This is a genomic window from Kitasatospora azatica KCTC 9699 (assembly GCF_000744785.1).
GTDB classification, from domain to species: Bacteria; Actinomycetota; Actinomycetes; order Streptomycetales; family Streptomycetaceae; genus Kitasatospora; species Kitasatospora azatica.
The window spans coordinates 983,669-1,009,007 of sequence record NZ_JQMO01000003.1; the positions used below are offsets into that span (position 1 = coordinate 983,669).

Annotated in this window: 18 protein-coding genes and 3 rRNA genes; 5 read left to right on the top strand and 16 right to left on the bottom strand. The window is 68.9% G+C overall.

Going from position 1 to position 25,339, the window contains the following annotated elements; genetic code table 11:
* Nucleotides 1-112: 112 nt before the first annotated feature.
* From BR98_RS15505 to BR98_RS15570, 14 genes are all read right to left on the bottom strand, one after another.
* Complete coding sequence (locus BR98_RS15505) at nt 113-1,540, bottom strand: DNA polymerase IV (protein ID WP_035852390.1); 1,428 nt, start codon at nt 1,538-1,540, stop codon at nt 113-115.
* Between the two features lie 235 nt (nt 1,541-1,775).
* Nucleotides 1,776-2,456, bottom strand: a complete 681-nt coding sequence (locus BR98_RS15510) for a SanA/YdcF family protein (protein ID WP_035852393.1) — start codon at nt 2,454-2,456, stop codon at nt 1,776-1,778.
* A gap of 120 nt (nt 2,457-2,576) precedes the next feature.
* On the bottom strand, nt 2,577-3,260 hold the full coding sequence (locus tag BR98_RS15515; protein WP_035852396.1) for a MerR family transcriptional regulator: 684 nt from the start codon (nt 3,258-3,260) through the stop codon (nt 2,577-2,579).
* 235 nt (nt 3,261-3,495) lie between these two features.
* Nucleotides 3,496-3,969 (bottom strand): bifunctional nuclease family protein, encoded by a 474-nt coding sequence (locus BR98_RS15520; protein WP_035845222.1) that lies wholly within the window; start codon nt 3,967-3,969, stop codon nt 3,496-3,498.
* 58 nt (nt 3,970-4,027) lie between these two features.
* Complete coding sequence (gene ftsR, locus BR98_RS15525) at nt 4,028-4,780, bottom strand: transcriptional regulator FtsR (RefSeq protein ID WP_051971077.1); 753 nt, start codon at nt 4,778-4,780, stop codon at nt 4,028-4,030.
* 128 nt (nt 4,781-4,908) lie between these two features.
* The gene (locus BR98_RS42320) at nt 4,909-5,445 is read right to left on the bottom strand and encodes an FHA domain-containing protein (protein WP_035845224.1); all 537 of its coding nucleotides are present in this window, start codon (nt 5,443-5,445) and stop codon (nt 4,909-4,911) included.
* Between the two features lie 475 nt (nt 5,446-5,920).
* Nucleotides 5,921-6,808, bottom strand: coding sequence for a DUF881 domain-containing protein (locus BR98_RS15535; protein ID WP_051969810.1), 888 nt, complete (start codon nt 6,806-6,808; stop codon nt 5,921-5,923).
* Nucleotides 6,809-6,820: 12 nt separating this feature from the next.
* On the bottom strand, nt 6,821-7,153 hold the full coding sequence (locus tag BR98_RS15540) for a small basic family protein (protein WP_035845227.1): 333 nt from the start codon (nt 7,151-7,153) through the stop codon (nt 6,821-6,823).
* Complete coding sequence (locus BR98_RS15545; RefSeq protein ID WP_407639455.1) at nt 7,150-8,094, bottom strand: DUF881 domain-containing protein; 945 nt, start codon at nt 8,092-8,094, stop codon at nt 7,150-7,152. Before BR98_RS15545 ends, BR98_RS15540 begins: the two co-directional genes overlap by 4 nt.
* Before the next feature lie 78 nt (nt 8,095-8,172).
* Nucleotides 8,173-10,668 (bottom strand): mannose-1-phosphate guanyltransferase, encoded by a 2,496-nt coding sequence (locus BR98_RS15550; RefSeq protein ID WP_035845230.1) that lies wholly within the window; start codon nt 10,666-10,668, stop codon nt 8,173-8,175.
* 145 nt (nt 10,669-10,813) lie between these two features.
* Nucleotides 10,814-11,425 (bottom strand): CDP-diacylglycerol--glycerol-3-phosphate 3-phosphatidyltransferase, encoded by a 612-nt coding sequence (gene pgsA / locus BR98_RS15555; protein ID WP_035845233.1) that lies wholly within the window; start codon nt 11,423-11,425, stop codon nt 10,814-10,816.
* A gap of 132 nt (nt 11,426-11,557) precedes the next feature.
* Nucleotides 11,558-11,674: ribosomal RNA gene (gene rrf / locus BR98_RS15560) — 5S ribosomal RNA — on the bottom strand.
* Nucleotides 11,675-11,761: 87 nt separating this feature from the next.
* Nucleotides 11,762-14,877: ribosomal RNA gene (locus tag BR98_RS15565) — 23S ribosomal RNA — on the bottom strand.
* 279 nt (nt 14,878-15,156) lie between these two features.
* Nucleotides 15,157-16,678 (bottom strand): 16S ribosomal RNA (locus tag BR98_RS15570).
* The 16S, 23S and 5S rRNA genes sit together here, the layout of an rRNA operon.
* 695 nt (nt 16,679-17,373) lie before the next feature.
* On the opposite strand from BR98_RS15570, the gene BR98_RS15575 reads away from it, so the two are divergent.
* Nucleotides 17,374-17,823, top strand: a complete 450-nt coding sequence (locus BR98_RS15575) for a PTS sugar transporter subunit IIA (RefSeq protein WP_035845237.1) — start codon at nt 17,374-17,376, stop codon at nt 17,821-17,823.
* A gap of 157 nt (nt 17,824-17,980) precedes the next feature.
* On the top strand, nt 17,981-19,651 hold the full coding sequence (gene ptsP / locus BR98_RS15580) for a phosphoenolpyruvate--protein phosphotransferase (RefSeq protein ID WP_035845239.1): 1,671 nt from the start codon (nt 17,981-17,983) through the stop codon (nt 19,649-19,651).
* Between the two features lie 51 nt (nt 19,652-19,702).
* On the opposite strand, the gene BR98_RS15585 is transcribed toward ptsP, so the two are convergent.
* The gene (locus tag BR98_RS15585) at nt 19,703-21,736 is read right to left on the bottom strand and encodes an acetoacetate--CoA ligase (protein ID WP_035852438.1); all 2,034 of its coding nucleotides are present in this window, start codon (nt 21,734-21,736) and stop codon (nt 19,703-19,705) included.
* 189 nt (nt 21,737-21,925) lie between these two features.
* On the opposite strand from BR98_RS15585, the gene BR98_RS15590 reads away from it, so the two are divergent.
* The gene (locus BR98_RS15590; RefSeq protein ID WP_035845241.1) at nt 21,926-22,573 is read left to right on the top strand and encodes a TIGR03085 family metal-binding protein; all 648 of its coding nucleotides are present in this window, start codon (nt 21,926-21,928) and stop codon (nt 22,571-22,573) included.
* Nucleotides 22,574-22,621: 48 nt separating this feature from the next.
* Here the strand turns inward: BR98_RS15590 and BR98_RS15595 are convergent, their stop codons facing one another.
* Complete coding sequence (locus BR98_RS15595; protein WP_051969812.1) at nt 22,622-23,176, bottom strand: NUDIX domain-containing protein; 555 nt, start codon at nt 23,174-23,176, stop codon at nt 22,622-22,624.
* A 47-nt stretch (nt 23,177-23,223) separates the two neighbouring features.
* Between BR98_RS15595 and mmuM the strand changes: the two genes are divergently transcribed.
* Together mmuM and BR98_RS15605 are read left to right on the top strand one after the other, a co-directional pair.
* A complete protein-coding gene (gene mmuM / locus BR98_RS15600) occupies nt 23,224-24,117 on the top strand; it encodes a homocysteine S-methyltransferase (RefSeq protein ID WP_232247426.1) in 894 nt (297 codons plus the stop codon).
* A gap of 146 nt (nt 24,118-24,263) precedes the next feature.
* Entirely contained in the window at nt 24,264-25,028 is a 765-nt protein-coding gene (locus BR98_RS15605) for an IclR family transcriptional regulator (protein WP_035845246.1), read from the top strand.
* The last annotated feature ends 311 nt before the right edge of the window (nt 25,029-25,339 follow it).

Sequence of the window (25,339 nt, forward strand, 5' to 3'; positions counted from 1 at the left end):
GGCTCCTCCCGGCCGAAGGCTGGGGGAGCCGTCCGCTGAGTGCCGCCCAGGGATCGGCGGCACCCGGGGACCCCCGTCGCCCCCGTTCGGAAAGCCCGGACGGGGGCGACGGCTATTCCGGGCGCTGCCTCAGCGGCAGCGGGTCCGACGGCGTCAGCGCCGCATCGTCGACCGGGAAGGTCCGTACCCGCCCCGGCGGCGAGTACGGCGTCTCGAAGCGGACCGTGACCCGGCCCACCCCGCTGCCCTGCACCCAACCCGGGCCGTACTCCTCGTGCGTCACGTCCTGACCCGGGAGCCAGATCCGCCACCGCACCGGCTGGGCGGCCGAAGCGGTCGGCAGCGGTTCGGCGGCGGGTTCCGGCTCGGGCCCCGAGGAATCCGCATCGGCCTGCGCAGCGATCTCCGCCTCCGCCGCCTCCGCTTCCGCCGCCTCTGCTTCGGCCGCATGCGCGAAGAGGTCCTCCTGGGTGTACTCGGCCAGTTGGGAGACCCCGACCCCGAGCAGCCGGATGCCCCCGGTGAGGTTGACCTGAGCGGCCAGCCGGCGCGCGGTGGCGGCGATCACCCGCTCGTCGTCGGTCGGCCCGCGCAGCGTCTCGGACCGGGTCAGGGTGCTGAAGTCGAACCGCCGCACCTTGATCACCACCGTCCGCCCCGACCGCCCGGCGGCCCTGAGACGGCGCACGCAGCGGGCGGTCAGCTCGTCCAGCTCGTGCAGGATCCGATCGCGATCGGCCAGGTCCACCTCGTAGGTGTCCTCCACCGAGACCGACTTGGCGTCCCGGTCCGGTACCACCTCGCGCTCGTCCAGGCCGCGGGCCATCAGCGACACGCCGGCGCCGTGGGCCTTGCCGAGCAGGCGCATCAACTCGTCCTCGGACTGCTCGGCGACCTCCGCCACGGTGAGCAGCCCGGCCCGGCGCAACGCCTGCTCGGTGGCCGGACCGACCCCGGGCAGCGCCCGCACCGACATCGGGCCGAGCACCGCGCGCTCCTGACCCGGCGTCACCAGCACCAGGCCGTTGGGCTTGGCCTGCTCGGAGGCGATCTTGGCCATCAGCTTCGAGCCGGCCGCGCCGATCGAGGCGGTCAGCGCGGTGCGCTCCTCGATGTCGGCGCGCAGGTCCTGGGCGATCGCCTGGACCAGCTCGGCCCCCTCGGCGGGGGTCGCGGCGGCCAGCGCCGGACCGTACGGGCCGGCCTCGAGGTCCACATAGGCCTCGTCCACGCTCAGTTGCTCGACCAGCGGGGAGAGTTCCCGGATCATCGCCATCACCTGCTCGCTGACCTCGCGGTAGGCGACGAACCGCGGCCACAGGTAGGCGGCATTCGGACAGAGCCGGCGGGCCACCGCGGTGGCCATCGCCGACCGCACCCCGAAGACCCGCGCCTCGTAGGAGCAGGTGGAGACCACCCCGCGCAGGCCGAGCCCGCCGACGATCACCGGCTTGCCGCGCAGGCTCGGCTTGGCCGCCTGCTCCACCGAGGCGAAGAAGGCGTCCATGTCGAGGTGCAGGATGCTCGGCAGGGTGCGCACACTGCCGATCATCGCGCACCCGTCTGACAGTCCCTGCCAGGGTCTGTCCGGTCGATCTTGTCGGATCAGCGCGCGGCTCCCCCAGCCTTCGGCCGGGAGGGGCCCCCATTCCGCGCCCGGGTGGGCGTGCGCCCGAGTCGACCTCGTACTGGGCCGTACTTGGGCGATTCGGGCGTGCGTCCAGCCGGGATGCCCGGCGTCGCGCGCCCGGCAAGATCGGCCGGACAGACCCTAGCTAGGGCGTGCGTGCGGCGTCCGCCAGCGCCTGTGCCACGCCCGGCTCGGTGGGGCCGAGCAGCGCCGGGTCGGGATGCAGCAGCGCGCTGAGCGCGGCCTTGCCGGCTCCTGGCAGCTCGCGCACCCCGCCGTAGTACCAGGTGGCGTCGTGCGGCTCGGCCACCCCGACGGCGTACGAGTCGATCCCGGCCGCCCGGCACAGGCCGAGGGCCCGGCGGACGTGGAAGTCCTGGCTGACCAACACCGCATGGTCGACTCCGAAGATCCGTCGGGCCCGGGCGCAGGAGTCCCAGGTGTCGAAGCCCGCGTAGTCGCGCACCACCCGCACCGGCGGCACCCCGTGCCCGACCAGGTAGTCGTACATCGCGCCGGGCTCGTTGTAGCTGGTGCGGCCGTTGTCACCGGTGACCAGGATCGCCTGCACCTTGTGCGCCCGGTAGAGCTCCAGCGCGGCGTCCAGCCGGTGCGCCAGGTAGGCCGAGGGCTCGGTGCCGACCACTCCGGCGCCGAAGACCACCGCGACCGGCTCGGCCGGGACGTCCGCCACCGTGCGGATCCGGGAGCTGTCGGCGCAGAACAGCCAGGTGCTCGGGACCAGGGCCAGCGAGCAGAGCAGCAGTAGGCCCTGGAAGGCCCGCCGCTGACGGCGCCGCCCGCGCAGCACGCTGGTCACCCGCATGATCACTACCCCCTCCGTGGACCACCGTGGCCCATCACGAGGGCGGACGATACGCGCGGCTGCGGCGGTTCCGCCGACCGGGGGTCGGACCGCCGACCGGGACGGTCCGCTGACCGGGGGTCAGACCGCGCGGTTGCGCCGCTGGGCCAGCTCGTCGGCCGGATCGTGCCCGACCAGCGTCTCGCCGGTGTCGGTGCGCTCGGCGTGCAGCCGGCCGAGGGTGCCCTCGAGCTCCTGCCAGACCGCGCCGACCGCGATCCCGAAGACGCCCTGACCGCCCTTCAGCAGGTCGACCACCTGCTGCGGGGAGGTGCACTCGTAGACCGTCGCCCCGTCACTCATCAGGGTCAGTCCGGCCAGTTCGGAGAGCTCGCTGGACTGCAGATGGGTGACGGCCACTCGGATGTTCTGCAGCGAGACGCCGGCGTCCAGCAGTCGCTTGACGATCTTGAGGATCAGGATGTCCCGGAAGCTGTAGAGGCGGTGCGCTCCGGCCGGGTAGGCGGTCCGCACGCTCGGCTCCAGCAGGCCGGTGCGGGCCCAGTAGTCCAGCTGCCGGTAGGTGATGCCGGCCGCCGCACAGGCCGTCGGCCCGCGGTAGCCCAGCAGGTCCGAGGACGGACCGATCCGCTCGATGGCCGGCTGACCGGCCTGAACTGCGGGAAAGCGCCCCACCCGGGGCAGTTCGGCGACCGTCTCGATCGCCGGCGCCTCCCAGGCGCGTCCGATCCGAGGCCGGTTGCCGGGCGGCAGGTGGAGGGTGCACGGGCCTCCCACGGCCGCCTCGTCGCCGCTGCTGCTCATGCCAACCTCCGTCCAGTCGTGTTCCGGCATCGCCACCGCCATCCGCACCGTGGAATCCCGGTGACCACCCCTGACGGTAGGCAGTCGTCCAAGACGCGTCAACGATCGCCACGCCGGGTCGGCGAAACAACGTCACTCCGAAGAGTGGTTTCGCGTGCCCCTAGTGTGGGTAGGACCGAACATTTTGGCAAAACAGCTGATCGACTGCGGACGATTTCAGCCAGGCGTGACGCGCTTACTGCGCGCTGCCGCCGAAGTCCTCCGGCGAGACCTGGTCGAGGAACTCGCGGAACTTCTCCACCTCGTCCTCCTGCTCGTCCGGGATCGCGATGCCCGCCTCGGCGAGCACCTCCTCGGCCCCGTAGATCGGCGTGCCGGTGCGCAGCGCCAGCGCTATCGCGTCCGAGGGGCGCGCGCTCACCTCGACCCCGCCGGCGAAGACCAGCTCGGCGTAGAAGACGCCCTCGCGCAGATCGGTGATCCGCACCTCGGTGAGCTGTTGGCCCAGGGCCTCCAGCACGTCCTTGAAGAGGTCGTGCGTCAGCGGCCGCACCGGAGTCATGCCCTGCTGGGCGAAGGCGATCGCGGTCGCCTCGCCAGGGCCGATCCAAATCGGCAGGTACCGATCACCCCCCACTTCGCGCAGCAGGACGATCGGCTGGTTGGAGGGCATCTCCACCCGGACACCCACGACGTCGAGCTCATTCACAAGGCAACCCTATGGCCCCTGTCCGATATAGGAAAGCGCGGCCCGAATCGGCCCGCACTTATTGGGGTCGGGCACGCAGCCCGGCCTGCACCATGGTGGCGTGCAACCGCACGGCCAGCGTGGCCAGCTCCCGGGCGGTGGTCTCGGCGTGCGCCCTGGTCTGCGGGTTGCGGTGCCGGCGCAGCGGGGCGACCACCTGGTCCACCAGGGCGATCTCCCGCTCGGCTGCGGCCTTCACCTGGCGCAGGTGGCGCGGCTCCAGTCCGAACCGGCCGAGCTCGGCCACCAGGCGGGCGATCTGCAGGGTCTCCGCGTCGTACCCGCCGTCCGGTCCGGGCAGCACCAGGCCGTAGGACTCCCATTCGGCCAGGTCACGCTCCTCGGCACCGGCCGCGGCCAGCAGCTCGGCCCGGCCCAGCCGGACGCCGGCGGGCGGCACGGTGTCCAGCTCGCGGTCGGCCTCCTCCAGCGGACCGGGACGGGACTCCGCCACCGGCAGCGCCGGCGGGGCCTCACCGCGCTCGATCGCGTCCAGGTGCTCACGGATCACCCGCAGTGGCAGGTAGTGGTCGCGCTGCATCCGCAGCACGTAGGCGAGCCGCTCGACGTCGGCCGGGCCGAACTTGCGGTAGCCCGAGGGCGTGCGCTGCGGTTCGACCAGACCCTCCGCCTCCAGGAAACGGATCTTGGAGATGGTGACTTCGGGGAAGTCCTCGCGCAGGAAGGCGAGCACCGCACCGATGCTGAGCAGTTCGGCCCCGCGCCGCTCGGCGGCCCGCAGCTGCGGGCCGCTGGGGCGGCGGGGGGCCATCACGGTCTGATTCGAGGTCACTCGCGCTCTCCTGCCGACGTCGTGTGCGAACCCCCGCCTGCCCGTGCCCGATGACCCAGTGGATCAGTACCGCTGCATCAGTACCGCTGAACCCGTTACCGCTGGACCTAGTACCGGTGGGGTCCCGCGAAGAAGACCAGGCGGTACTTGCCGATCTGCACCTCGTCACCGTTGTTGAGCGCGACCTCGTCGATCGCCTCACGGTTGACGTAGGTCCCGTTCAGGCTGCCCACGTCCGCGACCGAGAAGCCGCCGCCCGGCTGGCGGCGGAACTCCACGTGCCGCCGGGAGACGGTGACGTCGTCCAGGAAGATGTCACCCTGCGGGTGGCGGCCGGCGGTGGTGATGTCGGCGTCCAGCAGGAACCGGCTGCCCGAGTTGGGCCCGCGCAGCACGATCAGCAGCGCGGAGCCCGGGGGCAGCGCGTCGATCGCGGCGAGCACCTCGGCCGACAGGGCCGGGGTGGCGCCGGTGCTGGTGGCGGCCGGGTCGTAGGACTCCAGACCGGAGATCGAGATGGTCGAGGTGGTCTCGACCGAGCTCTCGGGCGCGCCGACCCGCAGCGGGGTGCCGCAGTTGTTGCAGAACCTCGCGGTACCCGGGTTGTGGTTGCCGCACCGCGGACAGACGATCTGGCCGGTCATGTTCGCAGCCTCCTGGTACGGCACTCCCCCTGGGACGTGCCCGGCGTAGGGATCCGGGGCAAACCCTCCACCAGAGGTTGAGGGTCCTGTCGGGAAACCTATGCGCGGCGCACCCGGGGAATCAACCGACGCGCCGTAGCTGCCGTCACGGAACAGCGGACGCTCGCCACCGGCGGGCTGGTACCCCTCCGGAGCCGAGCGCATCCCGGGGACCTGGCCCGGCTCCTCGTCCCGGCGGTGGCGCGCGGTGGGCGCCTCCACTGCCGCAGCGCGGCGGTTGTTACGGCCGAACAGCTTCGAGAACAGACTCACGGGCGAATCCCCTTGCGTGAAACAGACCCGCCCGCGGGGCAGGATGGGAGTGGTACTGCACAGTCTGGCCGACGCCGTCTTCGGCCCGCACACCGGGGGCCACTCGCAAGCGCAGGTGAAGGGCGGTGGAGCCGACGGACCGTCAGCGAAATCGGGCGGGCCCTCACTTCGCCGCCGGCTTGGCGAACTGCGCGGCGGACGGCACCGCCAGCGCGTCCACCGTCACCTTCTGCTGTTCCGAGATGGTGGTGGCAACCTGCTGCTTCTCAAGAGTACGGACGATGCCACCGGGAATGTTCAACGCGGGACTCAGATCCTGCGGGTTGCCGATCACCGTGAACCGGTAGGGCTGCACGACGGTCTTGCCGTCGATCTGCACGCCACCGCCGGGCACGTCGGTGAAGTAGGTGTTGGCCACCACGCGGACATCGTTGATCTGAATCGCCTCCGCCCCCGCCGCTCGGAGTTCCTGCAGGGTGTCCAGCAGCATATCCGCCTTGACCTGCCCCTGGGGGTCATCGACCGTCAGTACGATGCCCGGGCCGGTCGCCTTCACCGTACCGGCCAGCACGCCCAGCTCCAGCGCCTTCTGCCTGGTCTGCTCCTGGGCTTCCTTGGCCTGGTTCGAGCTGTTCTGCAACTGCGCCAGGGACTGGTCGAGTTGGGCCTTCTCCTGCTGCAGGCGCTGCTGCCGGCTGTCCAGCTCGTCGAGGATCCGGACCAGGTCCTCCTGGCGGGCGCCGCGCAGCGCACTGTGGTCGTTGGTGGAACGGACCTGGATCGCCAGGCCCAGTCCCAGGGCGAACAGCAGCAGCGCCACCACCAGCTGACCGCGCGAGATCCGCGGCGGCCAGAGGGCGCTGCGCAGCCGGCGCCGGGCGTCGGCGGCGGGCGCCGCCGAGTCCTCGGCGGGCTCGGGGGCGAGCTCGGGCTCGGGGGTCGGCTCGGGTTCGGGGGTCGGCTCGGGCTCGGGCGTCGCCTCGGGCTCAGCCGTCGGCTCGGCCTCGGGCGTCTCCTCGACCGGCTCGTTCTCGTTCTCGTCCTTGGTCACCGCGTCCCCCGCTCAGGCCCGGAACACGTGGCGCCGGATGGCCGCCGCATTCGAGAAGATCCGGATGCCCAGCACCACGACCACCCCGGTGGACAGCTGCGAGCCCACGCCCAGCTGGTCGCCGAGGAAGACGATCAGCGCCGCCACCACCACGTTGGAGAGGAAGGAGACCACGAAGACCTTGTCGTCGAAGATCCCGTCCAACATCGCCCGCACCCCACCGAAGACCGCGTCCAACGCGGCCACCACGGCGATCGGCAGATACGGTACGACGGCGGCCGGCACCGAAGGCTGCACGAAGAGCCCGACGATGACTCCGGCCACCAGGCCCAGTACGGCGATCACGGCTTGGATGCTCCTGTCGTAGGGGTCGAGGGTGCCGGGCTCGGACTCGGCGAGCCGGCGTCGGGGGTGGCCAGCCGCAGCGTGAAGCCGACCGCGGCGGGCAGGTCCATCGAATGCTGTGCGGCGGCGGTGGCCTTGATGCCGTAGCTGTCCTGCAGGAGCCGCAGATAGTGCCCGCCCATGCTCTCCTGGAACGCACCCGGCAGCCGCTTCTCGTCGCCTACCGCCAGCACCGTGTACGGCGGCACCAGCGGGCGGTTGTCGACCAGGATCGCGTCACCGGCCGCGCGGATCGGCGAGAGCGCCGTCAGCCGTTGCCCGTTGACCGCGATGGCCTCGGCGCCGGCCTGCCAGAGCCCGTTGACGATCAACTGCAGGTCCCGGTCGCGCAGCCGGCCGCCGCTGAACCCACCGGAGGTGCGCGGGTCGATCCCACCGCCGGTACTGGCGTTGGCCGGGTCGTCGATCACCAGCTTCAGCCCCGGGCCGGTCACCGCGCCGGTGCCCACCGAGGCACCCAGCGCCACCAGGCCCGCGTCTCCGCCGCTGGCCCGCAGGGCGCGCTGCTGCTCCTGGTCGACCTGCGCCCGGGCCGACTCCACTTGGTGCTGCAGCCGGTCGGCGGCAGCGGTCGCATCGGTGACCCGCTGGATCAGCGCGTCGCGCTCCTTGGCCAGCGCCGGACTGGACTCGTGGGCGTTGACCCCACTGACCGTCACCACCACGGCTGCCAGCGCCAGGCCGACCGCCAGCAGCACCTTGCCCTTGGCGGTGGTGGGCAGCCGACGGCTCCCCTCCTCGCCACGGGCCCGCGCGGCGGCCGCGTAGCCCTCGTCCAGGCTCTGGTCCATCACCGTGGTCAGCAGCGTCATCGAGGCGTCGGGACGGGCGAACCGGCCGTTTCGCTCGTTCGGTGATCGCGTGGCTGGCATGCGGGACATCGTCCCATGCGGCCGCGGCCCCGGGCGAACAGCCCCCATCAGGTGACTGCCCGCCCGGGGCCTCGACTCGACTACGCGCTAACGCCCGGCGCTGTCGACCACCGCCGCCCACTCGTCCAGCAGGCGTTGGGTGGCCTCGTCGTCCGGACCCTCCGCCCACAGGTGGGTGACCGCCTCGGCCGGGTCGGGCAGCACCAGGGTCCAGCGACCGTCCGCCTCGACCACCCGCACGCCGTCGGTGGTGTCCAGCCGGCGAGCGCCCGCCGCCTCGACCACCGAGCGCATCACCATGCCCTTGGCCGCCCACGGCGTGGCAATGTCCCGCCGCTGCATGTGGGCCTGCGGAATCCGGGCGTCGATCTGACTGAGCGTCAGCTGGGTCCGGGCCACCAGCCCGACCAGCCGGACGAAGGCGGCTGCCCCGTCCAGCAGGCCGCTGAACTCCGGCACCACATAGCCGCCGCGGCCGTCGCCGCCGAAGATCGTGCCCTCGGCGGCGGCCGCCTTGGCGAGATCGTCCGGTGAGGTGCTGGTCCAGCTGACCTGGGTGCCGTGGTACGCCGCCACCTGCTCGGCGATCCGCGTGGTGGTCACCGGCAGCGCCACCTGCCCGCTGCGCCGCTCGGCGGCCACCAGGTCGAGCAGCACCAGCAACGCCCGGTCGTCCTCGATCACCCGGCCGAGCTCGTCCACGAAGGAGACCCGCTCGCCGACCGGGTCGAACCGCACGCCGAATGCCGCCCGGGAGGAGGCCACCAGCGCGCCCAGCCGGGCCAGCCCCGCGCGCCGCTCCTCCGCGCCCTCGGTCGGCCGCGCCTCGTCCAGGCCTCCACTGACTGTCAGGGCCTCGACCCCGAGCCGACCCAGGATGCTCGGCAGCACCAGCCCGGCGCTGCCGTGGGCGGTGTCCACCACCACCTTCAGCCCGGCCTCCCGGACCCCGGTGATGTCGATCGCCCGCAGCAGGTTTCCGGCATAGGAGTCGAAGACGCTGGACGGGAAGGTCAGGTCGCCGATCTCGCCCGGGAAGGCCCGGCGGAACTCCTGGCGGGCATAGACCCGGTCCAGCTTGCGCTGGCCGGCCTGGGAGAGGTCGGCACCGCGTTCGTCGAAGAAGAGGATGTCGAGCGAGTCCGGCACGCCCGGTGTGGTGCGCAGGAAGATGCCGCCGGCACTGCCCCGCGCGGTGTGCTGACGCGCCACCGGCATCGGCACGTTCTCCAGGTCGCGGACGTCGATCGCGCTGGTCTGCAGCGCCGAGATCATCGCCCGCTTGAGCGCACGCGCACCACGAGAGTGGTCACGCGCGATGGTGACGGTGGCGCCCTTCTTGAGCGTGGTCGCGTAGGCACCCGCCAGCCGGACGGCCAGCTCCGGGGTGATCTCCACGTTGAGGATGCCCGAGACGCCACGCGCGCCGAACAGGTGCTCCTGGCCGCGCGACTCCCAGATCACCGAGGTGTTGACGAACGCGCCGGCCTCGATGGTCTTGAACGGGTAGACCCGGACCGAGCCCGCGATGATCGACTCCTCGCCGATCAGGCACTCGTCGCCGATCACCGCGCCGTCGTCGATCCGGGCCGCGCGCATCACGTCGGTGTTCTTGCCGACCACGCAACCGCGCAGGTTGGTCTGCGGACCGATGTAGACGTTGTCGTGGATGACCGCCTTGTGCAGGAAGGCACCGCGTTTGACGACCACGTTGCTGCCGAGCACGGTGTGCTCGCGCAGCTCCACGCCCGCCTCGACCTTGGCGTAGTCGCCGATGTACAGCGGACCGCGCAGGATCGCCTCCGGGTCGACCTCGGCACCCTCGGCCACCCAGACGCCCGGCGAGATCTCGAAGCCGTCGAGTTCGACGTCGACCTTTCCCTCCAGCACGTCGGCCTGGGCCTTCTGGTAGCTCTCGTGGGTGCCCACGTCCTCCCAGTAGCCCTCGGCGACGTAGCCGAAGACCGGCTTGCCCTCCTTGAGCAGTTGCGGGAACACATCACTCGACCAGTCCACCGAAGTCCCGGCCGCCACGTAGTCGAAGACCTCGGGCTCCATGACGTAGATACCGGTGTTGACGGTGTCCGAGAAGACCTGACCCCAGGTGGGCTTCTCCAGGAAGCGCTCGACGCGGCCCTCGTCGTCGACGATCGTGATGCCGAATTCCAGCGGATTGGGAACCCGGGTCAGACAGACCGTTACCAGAGCGCCCTTGCTCCGGTGAAAGGCGATCAAATCGGAAAGATCGAAGTCGGTGAGCGCGTCACCGGAGATCACCAGAAAGGAGTCGTCACGGAGCGCGTCCTCGGCGTTCTTGACACTCCCGGCGGTGCCGAGCGGAACCTCCTCGTTCGCATAGCTGAGGTTCATCCCGAGTTCCTCGCCGTCACCGAAGTAGTTCTTCACCAGTGAGGCGAGGAACTGCACGGTGACGACGGTATCGGTGAGGCCGTGCCGCTTGAGCAGTCGTAGCACGTGCTCCATGATCGGTCGATTGGCAACAGGCAGGAGCGGCTTCGGCATACTCGAAGTCATCGGGCGGAGACGAGTTCCCTCGCCTCCTGCCATCACAACGGCTTTCATTGCGGATGCGTCCTCCTTCGCGGCAATGGACTCCTCGTCCATCAAACCGTTCCAGGAGACCTCTACCCGGTTGAAATGATCCGACGCGCGGACGGACCGGTTGTCTCAACCAGTACTCAGCCAGTACTCGGCCGCCCGTCAGCAGTCAGCTGCTGGGGAGGGCGTCCGCCTTGACGATCTGCCGCGCCTGGACCGCATAGAGGATGCCGGCCCACCAGTACAGGATCGTCCCCCACCAGATGAACGCCCAGCTGACCGCGGCGGCGGTGTGATGGAACCAGCCCTGACCCTGTCCCAGCAGCAGAAGCGGAAAGGCGTACATCAGATTGAAGGTCGCCGCCTTGCCGAGAAAACTCACCTGGAGCGGACCGTATCCATGCCGGTTGAGAATAGGCAGTAGCGAAGCGATGAAGATCTCGCGAGCCAGCAGGATCGCAGTCAGCCACCAGGGCAGGATCTCCCGCCAGGTCAGGCCGAGCAGGGTGGAGAGCACATACAGCCGGTCCGCGAGCGGGTCGAGGATCTGGCCGAGCCGGCTGATCTGGCCCCAGCGCCGGGCCAGCTTGCCGTCCAGGTAGTCGCTGATCCCACTGAGCATCAGGATCAGCAGGGCCCAACCGTCGTTGTTCGGCCCGTCGAACTGCGGCCAGAGGATCAGCCAGAGGAAGACCGGGACCCCGACCAGCCGCGCCATGCTCAGCACGTTGGGGATGGTGAGGACGCGGTCGGTCTGGACGCGCGTCTCCTGGACCTCCACCCGGGGGCCTCCTCTTCTCGTACGGCGACTGTGCGGGCCCGACTTTACCCGGAACCGTCCGGGAACGCGAAGAAGCCCCCACCGACTGCGTTTAATTAAACACAGTACGGTGGGGGCTTCTTCTGAATGATTGTTCGGCGGCGTCCTACTCTCCCACAGGGTCCCCCCTGCAGTACCATCGGCGCTGTAAGGCTTAGCTTCCGGGTTCGGAATGTAACCGGGCGTTTCCCTCACGCTATGACCACCGAAACACTATGAAACTTATCGCCGCACCATCCCCGTGACCAAACGGGATGGGGTCGTTGTTTCAGAACAACACAGTGGACGCGAGCAACTGAGGACAAGCCCTCGGCCTATTAGTACCGGTCAGCTCCACCCATTACTGGGCTTCCACATCCGGCCTATCAACCCAGTCGTCTACTGGGAGCCTTACCCTCTCAAGGAGGTGGGAGTGCTCATCTCGAAGCAGGCTTCCCGCTTAGATGCTTTCAGCGGTTATCCCTCCCGAACGTAGCCAACCAGCCATGCCCTTGGCAGGACAACTGGCACACCAGAGGTTCGTCCGTCCCGGTCCTCTCGTACTAGGGACAGCCCTTCTCAACACTCCTACGCGCACAGCGGATAGGGACCGAACTGTCTCACGACGTTCTAAACCCAGCTCGCGTACCGCTTTAATGGGCGAACAGCCCAACCCTTGGGACCTACTCCAGCCCCAGGATGCGACGAGCCGACATCGAGGTGCCAAACCATCCCGTCGATATGGACTCTTGGGGAAGATCAGCCTGTTATCCCCGGGGTACCTTTTATCCGTTGAGCGACGGCGCTTCCACAAGCCACCGCCGGATCACTAGTCCCTGCTTTCGCACCTGCTCGACCCGTCGGTCTCACAGTCAAGCTCCCTTGTGCACTTACACTCAACACCTGATTGCCAACCAGGCTGAGGGAACCTTTGGGCGCCTCCGTTACCCTTTAGGAGGCAACCGCCCCAGTTAAACTACCCACCAGACACTGTCCCTGATCCGGATCACGGACCCAGGTTAGACATCCAGCACGACCAGAGTGGTATTTCAACGACGACTCCACCAAGACTGGCGTCAAGGCTTCAAAGTCTCCCACCTATCCTACACAAGCCGAACCGAACACCAATATCAAGCTATAGTAAAGGTCCCGGGGTCTTTCCGTCCTGCTGCGCGAAACGAGCATCTTTACTCGTAATGCAATTTCACCGGGCCTATGGTTGAGACAGTCGAGAAGTCGTTACGCCATTCGTGCAGGTCGGAACTTACCCGACAAGGAATTTCGCTACCTTAGGATGGTTATAGTTACCACCGCCGTTTACTGGCGCTTAAGTTCTCAGCTTCGCCCGGACGAATCCAAGCTAACCGGTCCCCTTAACGTTCCAGCACCGGGCAGGCGTCAGTCCGTATACATCGCCTTACGGCTTCGCACGGACCTGTGTTTTTAGTAAACAGTCGCTTCTCGCTGGTCTCTGCGGCCGGCCCCAGCTCGGGCAGCAAGTGCCTCCACCAGTTCCGGCCCCCCTTCTCCCGAAGTTACGGGGGCATTTTGCCGAGTTCCTTAACCATAGTTCACCCGAACGCCTCGGTATTCTCTACCTGACCACCTGAGTCGGTTTGGGGTACGGGCCGCCATGAAACTCGCTAGAGGCTTTTCTCGACAGCATAGGATCATCCACTTCACCACAATCGGCTCGGCATCAGGTCTCAGCCTTAAAGAGTGGCGGATTTGCCTACCACTCGGCCTACACCCTTACCCCGGGACAACCACCGCCCGGGCTGGACTACCTTCCTGCGTCACCCCATCGCTCACCTAATACCCTGTCGGATCAGCGGCTCCACCACGTCCCTTTGTCCGAAGACTCCGGGCCGGCTTCACGGCCTTAGCATTCAGAGGTTCAGCGTTGGCGCTTCAAAGCGGGTACGGGAATATCAACCCGTTGTCCATCGACTACGCCTGTCGGCCTCGCCTTAGGTCCCGACTTACCCTGGGCAGATCAGCTTGACCCAGGAACCCTTGGTCAATCGGCGCAAGAGTTTCCCACTCTTGTATCGCTACTCATGCCTGCATTCTCACTCGTATCCCGTCCACGACTCGATTCCTCGGCCGCTTCACCCGGAACACGACGCTCCCCTACCCATCCACAGCGTCGTTGGACGTATTCTGTGAATGACACGACTTCGGTGGTGTGCTTGAGCCCCGCTACATTGTCGGCGCGGAATCACTTGACCAGTGAGCTATTACGCACTCTTTCAAGGGTGGCTGCTTCTAAGCCAACCTCCTGGTTGTCTCTGCGACTCCACATCCTTTCCCACTTAGCACACGCTTAGGGACCTTAGTCGGTGTTCTGGGCTGTTTCCCTCTCGACCATGGAGCTTATCCCCCACAGTCTCACTGCCACGCTCTCACTTACCGGCATTCGGAGTTTGGCTAAGGTCAGTAACCCGGTGAGGCCCATCGCCTATCCAGTGCTCTACCTCCGGCAAGAAACACGTGACGCTGCACCTAAATGCATTTCGGGGAGAACCAGCTATCACGGAGTTTGATTGGCCTTTCACCCCTAACCACAGGTCATCCCCCAGGTTTTCAACCCTGGTGGGTTCGGTCCTCCACACGGTCTTACCCGCGCTTCAACCTGCCCATGGCTAGATCACTCCGCTTCGGGTCTTGGGCATGCAACTCAAACGCCCTATTCGGACTCGCTTTCGCTACGGCTACCCCACACGGGTTAACCTCGCTACACACCGCAAACTCGCAGGCTCATTCTTCAAAAGGCACGCAGTCACGGCTGGTCCGAAGACCAACGACGCTCCCACGGCTTGTAGGCACACGGTTTCAGGTACTATTTCACTCCGCTCCCGCGGTACTTTTCACCATTCCCTCACGGTACTATCCGCTATCGGTCACCAGGGAATATTTAGGCTTAGCGGGTGGTCCCGCCAGATTCACACGGAATTTCTCGGGCTCCGTGCTACTTGGGAGAAGCTCAAGTGAGCCGCTAATGTTTCGTCTACGGGGGTCTTACCCTCTACGCCGGACCTTTCGCATGTCCTTCGACTACACCAACGGTTTCTGACTCACCCAGCCGCCGGCAGACGACTGAAGAACTTTCCCACGACCCCGTATCGGCAACCCCTGCCGGGTCTCACACCAATACGGTTTAGCCTCATCCGGTTTCGCTCGCCACTACTCCCGGAATCACGGTTGTTTTCTCTTCCTGCGGGTACTGAGATGTTTCACTTCCCCGCGTTCCCTCCACGCACCCTATGTGTTCAGGTGCGGGTGACAGCCCATGACGACTGCCGGGTTTCCCCATTCGGACACCCCCGGATCAAAGCTCGGTTGACAGCTCCCCGGGGCCTATCGCGGCCTCCCACGTCCTTCATCGGTTCCTGGTGCCAAGGCATCCACCGTGCGCCCTTAAAAACTTGGCCACAGATGCTCGCGTCCACTGTGCAGTTCTCAAACAACGACCAGACACCCACCTACACCACCCGAAAACGAGTACTGTCCATGGGACCGGCATCCTCGAGGTTCAGACCATACGGCCGTTCCCTCAGGACCCAACAACGTGCCCGACACACCAGACTCAAGAACGCTTTCCACGCCGAAGCAGTACTCACGAACCATCACCCAGTGTGCCGAATAGTCAACGTTCCACCCATGAGCGAGCACTCCGGGACATTCGCCCGAAGCTGCTATGTGCTCCTTAGAAAGGAGGTGATCCAGCCGCACCTTCCGGTACGGCTACCTTGTTACGACTTCGTCCCAATCGCTGGTCCCACCTTCGACGGCTCCCTCCCAAGGGTTAGGCCACCGGCTTCGGGTGTTACCGACTTTCGTGACGTGACGGGCGGTGTGTACAAGGCCCGGGAACGTATTCACCGCAGCATGCTGATCTGCGATTACTAGCAACTCCAACTTCATGGGGTCGAGTTGCAGACCCCAATCCGAACTGAGGCCGGCTTTTTGGGATTCGCTCCGCCTCGCGGCATCGCAGCCCTTTGTACCGACCATTGTAGCACGTGTGCAGCCCAAGACATAAGGGGCATGATGATTTGACGTCGTCCCCACCTTCCTCCGAGTTGACCCCGGCAGTCTCCTGTGAGTCCCCACCACCCCGAAAGGCGTGCTGGCAACACAGAACAAGGGTTGCGCTCGTTGCGGGACTTAACCCAACATCTCACGACACGAGCTGACGACAACCATGCACCACCTGTATACCGACCACAAGGGGGCGACTATCTCTAGCCGTTTCCGATATATGTCAAGCCTTGGTAAGGTTCTTCGCGTTGCGTCGAATTAAGCCACATGCTCCGCTGCTTGTGCGGGCCCCCGTCAATTCCTTTGAGTTTTAGCCTTGCGGCCGTACTCCCCAGGCGGGGAACTTAATGCGTTAGCTGCGGCACCGACGACGTGGAATGTCGCCAACACCTAGTTCCCAACGTTTACGGCGTGGACTACCAGGGTATCTAATCCTGTTCGCTCCCCACGCTTTCGCTCCTCAGCGTCAGTAATGGCCCAGAGATCCGCCTTCGCCACCGGTGTTCCTCCTGATATCTGCGCATTTCACCGCTACACCAGGAATTCCGATCTCCCCTACCACACTCTAGCCTGCCCGTATCGAATGCAGACCCGGGGTTAAGCCCCGGGCTTTCACATCCGACGCGACAGGCCGCCTACGAGCTCTTTACGCCCAATAATTCCGGACAACGCTCGCACCCTACGTATTACCGCGGCTGCTGGCACGTAGTTAGCCGGTGCTTCTTCTGCAGGTACCGTCACTTGCGCTTCTTCCCTGCTGAAAGAGGTTTACAACCCGAAGGCCGTCATCCCTCACGCGGCGTCGCTGCATCAGGCTTTCGCCCATTGTGCAATATTCCCCACTGCTGCCTCCCGTAGGAGTCTGGGCCGTGTCTCAGTCCCAGTGTGGCCGGTCGCCCTCTCAGGCCGGCTACCCGTCGTCGCCTTGGTAGGCCATTACCCCACCAACAAGCTGATAGGCCGCGGGCTCATCCTGCACCGCCGGAGCTTTACACCCAGAACCATGCGGTCCCAGGTCATATCCGGTATTAGACCCCGTTTCCAGGGCTTGTCCCAGAGTGCAGGGCAGATTGCCCACGTGTTACTCACCCGTTCGCCACTGATCCACCCCGAAGGGCTTCACCGTTCGACTTGCATGTGTTAAGCACGCCGCCAGCGTTCGTCCTGAGCCAGGATCAAACTCTCCGTGAATGTTTTCCCGTAATCGGGTCGACACCCGCGCAGAGCGGCACGACAATCAGCGGAATAGGCCGACCCCGTGCACTGCGTCCTCGCTAGTGTTTTACTTCAAAAGGAATCTCCAACCCGAACCAGAAGGTCCAGGCCGGGGATGTCAACATATCTGGCGTTGACTTTTGGCACGCTGTTGAGTTCTCAAGGAACGGATACTTCCTTCAAGTCACTCTCGTGAACTCTCCGGGTGTTTCGTTCTTTCGTGTTCTCAGCGTATCAGATGAGTTTCGCTCCGATTTCACTGGAGATTCGCTCAGCCGTCTCGCTGCATTCACCATCACCTCGCGGCGACCTGAGCAACGATAGCCGCTCCGGGCCGGTCCGCCTAATCGAGCATGTTGCGCCCTCGGCCACCCGAGTGCCAGCACCGCCGAGGACGGCGCGCCGGGACGATTCTCGGCCTCACCCGTATGCCGTAGAGTGCGGCACATCGACACAGAGGACTAGACCACTTGAGTCGAGCAGGGGCCTGACCGGCCCGGGACCTGGGCGGTGGCCTGCGGCGAGGTGTCGCGGGCGCCGGATCGGCCGGGCAGGTACCTGGTCCCTTCTGTGACGAGATGTCCTAAGTTGGCATGATTTAGGCTTCAGTCGGTATGTCCCCGCCGCTGCTCGCGGCCGCACGCTGTACTCCGCACCTGGGAGGCTCCACCATGACCACTGTGACGTCGCCGCTGACCGGCCGCGCCATCGGACTCGCCGCCGTGCCCGACCCCGTCTTCGCCGGCGCGATGGTGGGGCCCGGCACTGCCATCGACCCGGTGCGCGAGCCGACGACCGCTGTGGCGCCGGTGGACGGCCTGGTGGTGTCGATGCACCCGCACGCGTTCGTGGTGATGGACTCCGACGGTCATGGCGTGCTCACCCACCTCGGCATCGACACCGTCCAGCTGAACGGTGCGGGCTTCGAGCTGCTGGTCAGCAAGGGCGACCAGGTGAAGCGCGGCCAGCCGGTGATCAAGTGGGACCCGGCGGCGGTGGAGGCCGCGGGCAAGTCGCCGATCTCCCCCATCGTGGCGTTGGAGGCCTCGGCCGAGGCGCTCAGCGCGGTCGCCGAAGCCGGCGAGGTCGCCAGCGGCGGCGAGCTCTTCACCTGGAACTGAGTCCGGCCCGGCCCAGGCCCCCAGGACCCAGGCCGCCCAGGACCGGGGTCACTCGGGCCCAGGGCACCCATAGAACGAGCAATTGGCCGGACAGCACCCCGCCCACCGTGTTTCGGTGGGCGGGGCAGCACTGCCGGGGCGAGAGGAACTGAAGGACATGCAGAAGACGCTGCGCGGCGTGGGCGTCAGCCACGGCGTCGCGATCGGCCCGGTGCGGCACATGGGGACCGCGGTGCTGGAGCCGCCGGCCACCCAGATCCCGACCGAGGACGCGCCGCGCGAGCAGGCCCGGGCGCAGCAGGCCGTCGACGCGGTCGCCGCCGACCTGATCGCCCGCGGCAACCTGGCCGGTGGCGAGGCGCAGGCGGTGCTGGAGGCCCAGGCGCTGATGGCGCAGGACCCGGAGCTGATGGCGGACGTCTCCCGCCGGATCGCCGTGGGCAGCAGCGCCGAGCGCGGCGTCTACGACGCGTTCGCCGCCTACCGGGCGCTGCTCGCTGCGGCCGGCGAGTACCTGGCGGGTCGGGTGGCGGACCTGGACGACGTGCGCAACCGGATCGTCGCGCGGCTGCTGGGGGTGCCGATGCCGGGTGTGCCGGACAGCGACGAGCCGTACGTGCTGCTCGCGCGTGACCTGGCGCCGGCCGACACCGCGCTGCTGGACCCGACGCTGGTGCTGGGCTTCGTCACCGAGGAGGGTGGGCCGACCAGTCACTCGGCGATCCTGGCGCGGGCCTTGGGGGTGCCTGCCGTGGTGGCGCTGCCGGGGGCGACCGACCTGGCCGAGGGTGTGGTCGTGGCGGTCGACGGCAGTAGTGGTGAGGTGCTGATCGAGCCGGCGGCCGAGAAGCAGGCGGAGCTGCGTCGGCTGGCGGCCGAGCGGAAGGCGGCGCTGGCGGCGTCCTCCGGTCCCGGGCGGACTTCCGACGGGCATCTGGTGCCGCTGCTGGCGAACGTCGGCGGCCCGGGTGATGTGGCGGCGGCGCTGGAGAACGGCGCCGAGGGCGTCGGGCTGTTCCGGACCGAGTTCCTCTTCCTGGACGACTCCAAGAAGGCGCCGGGTGAGGACGCCCAGGTGGAGGCGTACCGCAAGGTGCTGGAGGCGTTCCCCGAGGGACGCGTGGTGGTGCGGGTGCTGGACGCCGGCGCCGACAAGCCGTTGGACTTCCTGACGCCGGCCGACGAGCCGAACCCGGCGCTGGGTGTGCGGGGTCTGCGCACGCTGCTGGAGCACCCCGAGGTACTGGCCACCCAGCTGCGGGCGCTGGCCCGGGCGGCCGAGGGGCTGCCGGTGCACCTTGAGGTGATGGCGCCGATGGTGGCCGATCGGGCGGACGCCAAGGCGTTCGCCGAGGCCTGTGTGGCGGCGGGCCTGCGGGCGAAGTTCGGCGCGATGGTGGAGATTCCGTCGGCCGCGCTGCGGGCCCGGTCGATCCTGCAGGAGGTCGAGTTCCTCTCGCTGGGGACCAACGACCTGGCTCAGTACACCTTCGCGGCGGACCGCCAGGTCGGTTCGCTGGCCCGGCTGCAGGACCCGTGGCAGCCGGCTCTGCTCGACCTGGTGGCCGCGGCCGCGGAGGCGGCGAAAGCAGCTGGGAAGAGCTGCGGCGTGTGCGGCGAGGCGGCCTCCGACCCGCTGCTGGCCTGTGTGCTGACCGGTCTGGGTGTGACCAGCCTGTCGATGGGCTCCGCGTCGATCCCCTACGTCCGGGCTTCGCTCGCGAAGTTCACGCTGGCGCAGTGCCGGCGGGCGGCCGAGGCCGCGCGGGCGGCGGACAGTGCCGAGGAGGCCCGGGCGGCGGCGCAACAGGTGCTGTCGGGCGAGTGAGCTGACCGATCGACAGTGGAAGGGCCCCGCCGCGGCGGGGCCCTTCCACTGTCAGGAGCGGCGTTCGCGGCCGAGGCGCTCGAAGAACCGCAGGTGGTCGAGGTTGTCCACGGAGCCGGGGTTGACGGCCTGGTCCAGCGGGGTGCCGCTGAGCAGCCGCTTGACCGGGACCTCGATCCGCTTGCCGGTGAGGGTGTGCGGCAGGCCGGTGACGGCGATCACCTCGTCGGGGACGTGGCGCGGCGAGAGCTGCTCGCGGATCACCGCGCGGATCCGCGAGCGCAGCGCGTCGTCGAGTTCGGCGCCGGGGGCGAGCACCACGAAGAGCGGCATCCAGTAGCCGCCGCCGTCCTCCTCCAGGCCGATCACCAGGGATTCGGCGATCTCGGGGAGGCGCTCGACCACCTCGTAGATGTCCGAGGAGCCCATCCGTACGCCCTGGCGGTTGAGGGTGGAGTCGGAGCGGCCGTGGATCACCACGGTGCCGCGGGAGGTGACGGTGATCCAGTCGCCGTGCCGCCAGATGCCGGGGTACATGTCGAAGTAGCTGTCGTGGTAGCGCTGCCCGTCGGGGTCGTTCCAGAAGCCGGTGGGCATGGACGGGATCGGCTTGGTGACGACGAGTTCGCCGACCTCGTCGGTGTGCGGCTTGCCGTGGACGTCCCAGGATTCGACGGCGGCGCCCAGGCAGGGGGCCTGGATCTCGCCGAGGTACACGGGCAGGGTGGGGACGCCGCCGACGAAGCAGCTGCAGACGTCGGTGCCGCCGCTGACCGAGGCGAGCCAGACGTCCGGCTTGACCTCGTCGTAGATCCAGCGGAAGCCGTCGGGCGGCAGCGGGGAGCCGGTGGTGCCGATGCAGCGGACGGCGCTCAGGTCGAGGTCGCGGCCGGGGTGCAGTTCGGCCTTGCGGCTGGCGATGGCGTAGGCGGCGGAGGTGCCGAGCACGGTGGCGCTGGTGCGGGCGGCGACCTCCCACAGGGCGCCGGTGGTGGGGTGGCCCGGGCTGCCGTCGTAGGTGACGATCGTGGACCCGACGAGCAGGCCGGCGATCAGGAAGTTCCACATCATCCAGCCGGTGGAGGTGTACCAGAAGAACCGGTCCTCCGGGCCGAGGTCGAGGTGGAGCCCGGCCTGCTTGAGGTGTTCGACCAGGATGCCGCCCTGGCTCTGCACGATGGCCTTGGGCAGGCCGGTGGTGCCGGAGGAGTAGAGCACCCAGAGCGGGTGGTCGAAGGGGAGCGGCTCGAAGACCGGCTCGACCTCGGCGGCGACCAGCTCGTCCCAGGCGAGGGCGCCCTCGGGGGCCGGGGTGCCGAGCAGCGGGACGTGCACGAAGGCGCGCACCGAGGGGAGTTCGCGGCGCAGCTCGGCGACCACCTCGGTGCGGTCGTGGTTCTTGCCGCCGTAGTGGTAGCCGTCGACGGCGAGCAGCACGTCGGGCTCGAGCTGCTGGAACCGGTCGAGGACGCTGCGGGCGCCGAAGTCGGGGGCGCAGGAGGTCCAGATGGCGCCGATCGAGGCGGTGGCGAGCAGTGCGACGGCCGCCTGCGGGATGTTCGGCAGGTAGGCGCCGACCCGGTCGCCGGGCTTGAGGCCCTGGGCGCGCAGGGCGGCGGCGAGCGAGCCGACCTGGCGGCGCAGCTCGGCCCAGCTGACGGCGACGGGCTGTTCGGTGGTCTCGTCCAGGTGCAGGATCGCGGGCTGGTCGGCGTGCGCGGGGTCGGCGCCGTGCCGCAGGGCGTGCTCGGCGTAGTTGAGGCGGGCGTCGGGGAACCACCGGGCGCCGGGCATGGTGGCGTCGGCGAGCACGGCGCTGGGGGCGGTCTGGAAGCGGACGTCGAAGTACTCGGTGACGGCGGTCCAGAACCGGTTGAGGTCCTCGGTGGACCAGGCGTGCAGGGCCGCGTAGCGGGCGGCGGCGGTGGCGTCGTCCGAGGCGGGGGCGAGCGGGCCGGCCGGAGCTCCGTGCCGCTCGGCGGCCCACTGCTGGAAGGCGACCAGACGGGTGGCGGCGGCCGCGGCGGGGTCCGGGCGCCAGAGCGGCTCGGTGCGGTCGGCGGCGTCCTGGGGTGGGGTGCTCACGGTGGTGGTCTCCCGGCCGGAGGTGGGCGGGATCATCGCTTGTGGCGCGGCCCGCGTCGGTGCGTGCTGACGGTGCAAGACCCTGCCATGTGATCGTCGGTACGCCAAGATGCAATGGTCTCTCGGTGAGCTGTTCCTCCACTGCGTCACAGCGCAGTCGCTCGGCCGGGGGCTGGCTACGCTGACGGCATGTCGAACTTCGCGCGGGTCGAGCGGGACCGGTTGGCGGATCTGCTGGTGGCGGTGGGACCGGACGCCCCGACGCTCTGTGCGGGGTGGCGGGCCAGGGAGCTGGCGGCGCACCTGGTGCTGCGGGAGGCGCGGCCGGATGCGGCGCTGGGGATCCAGCTGCCCTGGCTGGCCGGGTGGACGGCGCGGGTCCAGGGCGGGTACGCGCGGCTTCCGTACCCGGAGCTGGTGCGGCGGTTCCGCAGCGGGCCGCCGCGGCTGTCGCCGTTCGCGCTGCCGGGCTTCGACGAGCTGGCGAACGCGGTGGAGTACTTCGTGCACGCGGAGGACGTGCGGCGGGCCGGCGAGGGTGACTGGGAGCGGACGGCGGTGGCGCCCGCGCTGGCCGAGCTGCTGTGGCGCCGACTACCGCTGACGGCCCGTTGGGAGCTGGGCCGGCGCACTCCGGTGCGGGTGGCGCTGGCGCGCCCGGACGGGCGGGACCTGACGGTGGGTCAGCGCCTGCCGGGCTCGGTCCGGGTGACCGGTGAGCCGGCCGAGCTGCTGCTCTTCGCCTTCGGCCGGGGTGCCCGCACCGAGCTGACGCTGACCGGACCGGCCGCGGAGCTGGCCCGGTTGCGCGCGGCGGTGGCGCTGCCGCCGGAGTAGCGGGCGCCCTGGGCCGTTGGGGATGCTGCGGCCGCTGCTGACGCCTGCTCAGAGGTGCTTGCCGTAGTCCCCGCTGAACCAGGCGTTGGCCACCTTGGTGTGGAACGGGAAGGCCAGCGGGGTCGGGCCGTCGATCAGCTGCCAGCCCTCGGTCTCGTCGGTCGGCACCGAGGGCGGCAGGGCGGCCAGGTCCTGGGCGGGCAGCAGGGCGAAGAGGCAGAGGAACCCGCCGCGGCTGTCACTGGCGGTGTCGACCAGGATGACCTGCTCCGCCTCGGCCAGGATGCCGGTCTCCTCGCGCAGCTCGCGCACGGCGGCCTGCTGCCAGCTCTCGCCGTAGTCGACGTAGCCGCCGGGCAGCGCCAGCTCGCCGTAGCCGGGCTCGATGGTGCGGCGGATGACCACCAGGCTCTGCCCGCCGTCGGGACGGTTGACCGGGAGCAGTGCGACGGTGACCGGCAGCGGGTTGCGGTAGCTGATCTCGCCGCAGCCGGGGCAGGTGCGCGGCCAGCCGGTGGTGCCGGCCGGGTAGGCGGTGCCGCACCAGTGGCAGTACGCGCCCGGGCCGAAGATCGCGGGTCGGGTGGCCTGGTGAGTGGTCATGGGCTGGATGGTAGTCCGGGGCTACCGTGCAAGAGAGGTGAATGGCGGTGGAACTGCGACTGGACCGGGGGCCGGTGGTCCTGGACGGCGGGCTGTCCAACCAGCTGGAGGCGGCGGGCCACCGGGTGGACGACGAGCTCTGGTCGGCCCGGCTGCTGCTGGACGATCCGCAGGCGCTGGTGGCCGCGCACGGGGCGTACTTCGCGGCCGGTGCCCAGGTGGTGATCACGGCCGGCTACCAGGCGAGTTTCGAGGGTTTCGCCCGGCGCGGGATCGGGCCGCGCGGGGCCGCCGAGCTGTTCGCGCGCAGCGTCGAGCTGGCCCGGGAGGCGGCCGGCGGGGTGCCGGGCCGGTGGGTGGCGGCCTCGGTCGGGCCGTACGGGGCGGTGCTGGCGGACGGGTCGGAGTACCGGGGGCGTTACGGGCTGAGCGTGGCCGAGCTGGAGCGGTTCCATCGGCCGCGGGTGGCGGCCCTGGCGGCGGCCGGTCCGGATCTGCTGGCGTTGGAGACGGTGCCGGACGTGGACGAGGCGGTGGCGCTGCTGCGGGTGGTGCGCGGGCTGGGGGTGCCGGCCTGGCTCTCCTACACGGTCGACGGCGCCCGTACCCGGGCCGGGCAGCCGCTGGAGCGAGCCTTCGCGGTGGCGGCCGAGGTGCCGGAGGTGGTGGCGGTCGGGGTGAACTGTTGCGCGCCCGGTGAGGTGGCCGAGGCGGTGCGGATCGCGGCGCGGGTGACCGGCAAGCCGGTGGTGGCCTATCCGAACAGTGGTGAGGGGTGGGACGGGGTCGGCTGGACCGGTGAGCCGAGCGGACCGGCGGTGTTCGCCCGGGGCTGGGTGGCCGACGGCGCGCGGCTGGTGGGCGGCTGCTGCCGGGTCGGCCCGGAGCGGATCGCGGAGCTCGCCGCGGTCCTGGCCGCCGGTAGTGCCACCGGCAGGTAGCAGGCCGGGAAACGGGCGTGAACCGGTGGGCGACGTGCATCAGCGCCCTCGCGCCTGGCAGACTCGGGACGATGCCCCCGCAGTCGACATGACCACGAACCGTGCGACATTGTCGAATGCCTGCCTGACTGCCAGTGGAGGTCCCCATGCCCGGCCCGATCCAGTCGCTCTCCCGGGCCGCCGCGATCATGCGGCTGCTGGCCGGCGGTGAGCGCCGGCTGGGCTTGTCCGAGGTGGCCACCTCGCTCGACCTGGCCAAGGGCACCGCGCACGGCATCCTGCGCACCCTGCAGTTGGAGGGCTTCGTCGAGCAGGACCCGGAGAGCGGCAAGTACCAGTTGGGCGCCGAACTGCTGCGGCTGGGCCAGAGCTACCTGGACGTGCACGAGCTGCGGGCCCGCGCCCTGGTCTGGGCCGACGACCTGGCCCGGGCCAGCGGCGAGACCGTCTACCTCGGGGTGCTGCACCATCGCGGGGTGCTGATCGTGCACCACGTGTTCCGGCCGGACGACACCCGTCAGGTGCTGGAGGTCGGCTCGATGCAGCCGCTGCACAGCACCGCGCTGGGCAAGGTCCTGCTGGCCTACGACCCGGTGGCCCGGGGCGAGTTGGGCGACGGCCCGTTGGAGTCGTACACCCCGCGCACGCTCACCTCGCTGGACGACCTGGACGCCGAGTGCGCGCTGATCCGCGAGCGGGGCTGGGCGGACGCTGTCGAGGAGACCTGGGAGGGGGTGGCCTCGATCGGTGCGCTGATCCAGGACCGCCGCCGCAACCCGGTCGGCGCGGTCTGCGTGAGCGGCGCGGTGGAGCGGGTCTGCGAGGACGGTTTCGTCCGTCCGCAGCTGGTCGCCTCGGTGCGGGACGCGGCCCGGGCGATCTCCCGTGACCTGGGCGCGAACCGGTTCTGAGCCCCGCCTGAACGAACGCCGGAGGGTGGACAGTGGCACTGTCCACCCTCCGGCGTTTTGTCCGTATTTGCAGCCATTTGGGTGTTAGCGTCGCGAAACACCGACCCGGGGCCGAGGAGGGGAGGGTCACAGGCAGGTCACCGCGCCTTGACGTGGCGGCTGGCAGGGTGAAAACTCCCGCATAGCGGTCGACAATGTCGAACGGTGGCCGTCGAAACCCCCTAGCAGCTCCGTCCCCAGCGGAACCGGGGTCGCGCCGGCCTCTCTCCCCCACCCGCCTCCTGCCTGCTTGCGGACCGAACCGGAAGCAC

What these genes read in the sequence shown, in the direction of transcription:
- BR98_RS15510 (WP_035852393.1), bottom strand. Translation starts at nt 2,456, where the DNA reads ATGCGGGTGACCAGCGTGCTGCGCGGGCGGCGCCGTCAGCGGCGGGCC.
- BR98_RS42320 (WP_035845224.1), bottom strand. Translation starts at nt 5,445, where the DNA reads ATGACCGGCCAGATCGTCTGTCCGCGGTGCGGCAACCACAACCCGGGT.
- ptsP (WP_035845239.1), top strand. Translation starts at nt 17,981, where the DNA reads ATGCAGAAGACGCTGCGCGGCGTGGGCGTCAGCCACGGCGTCGCGATC.
- BR98_RS15605 (WP_035845246.1), top strand. Translation starts at nt 24,264, where the DNA reads ATGCCCGGCCCGATCCAGTCGCTCTCCCGGGCCGCCGCGATCATGCGG.
- BR98_RS15575 (WP_035845237.1), top strand. Translation starts at nt 17,374, where the DNA reads ATGACCACTGTGACGTCGCCGCTGACCGGCCGCGCCATCGGACTCGCC.
- BR98_RS15550 (WP_035845230.1), bottom strand. Translation starts at nt 10,668, where the DNA reads ATGAAAGCCGTTGTGATGGCAGGAGGCGAGGGAACTCGTCTCCGCCCG.
- BR98_RS15545 (WP_407639455.1), bottom strand. Translation starts at nt 8,094, where the DNA reads ATGTCCCGCATGCCAGCCACGCGATCACCGAACGAGCGAAACGGCCGG.
- ftsR (WP_051971077.1), bottom strand. Translation starts at nt 4,780, where the DNA reads ATGGCCCCCCGCCGCCCCAGCGGCCCGCAGCTGCGGGCCGCCGAGCGG.
- BR98_RS15590 (WP_035845241.1), top strand. Translation starts at nt 21,926, where the DNA reads ATGTCGAACTTCGCGCGGGTCGAGCGGGACCGGTTGGCGGATCTGCTG.
- BR98_RS15595 (WP_051969812.1), bottom strand. Translation starts at nt 23,176, where the DNA reads ATGACCACTCACCAGGCCACCCGACCCGCGATCTTCGGCCCGGGCGCG.
- BR98_RS15515 (WP_035852396.1), bottom strand. Translation starts at nt 3,260, where the DNA reads ATGAGCAGCAGCGGCGACGAGGCGGCCGTGGGAGGCCCGTGCACCCTC.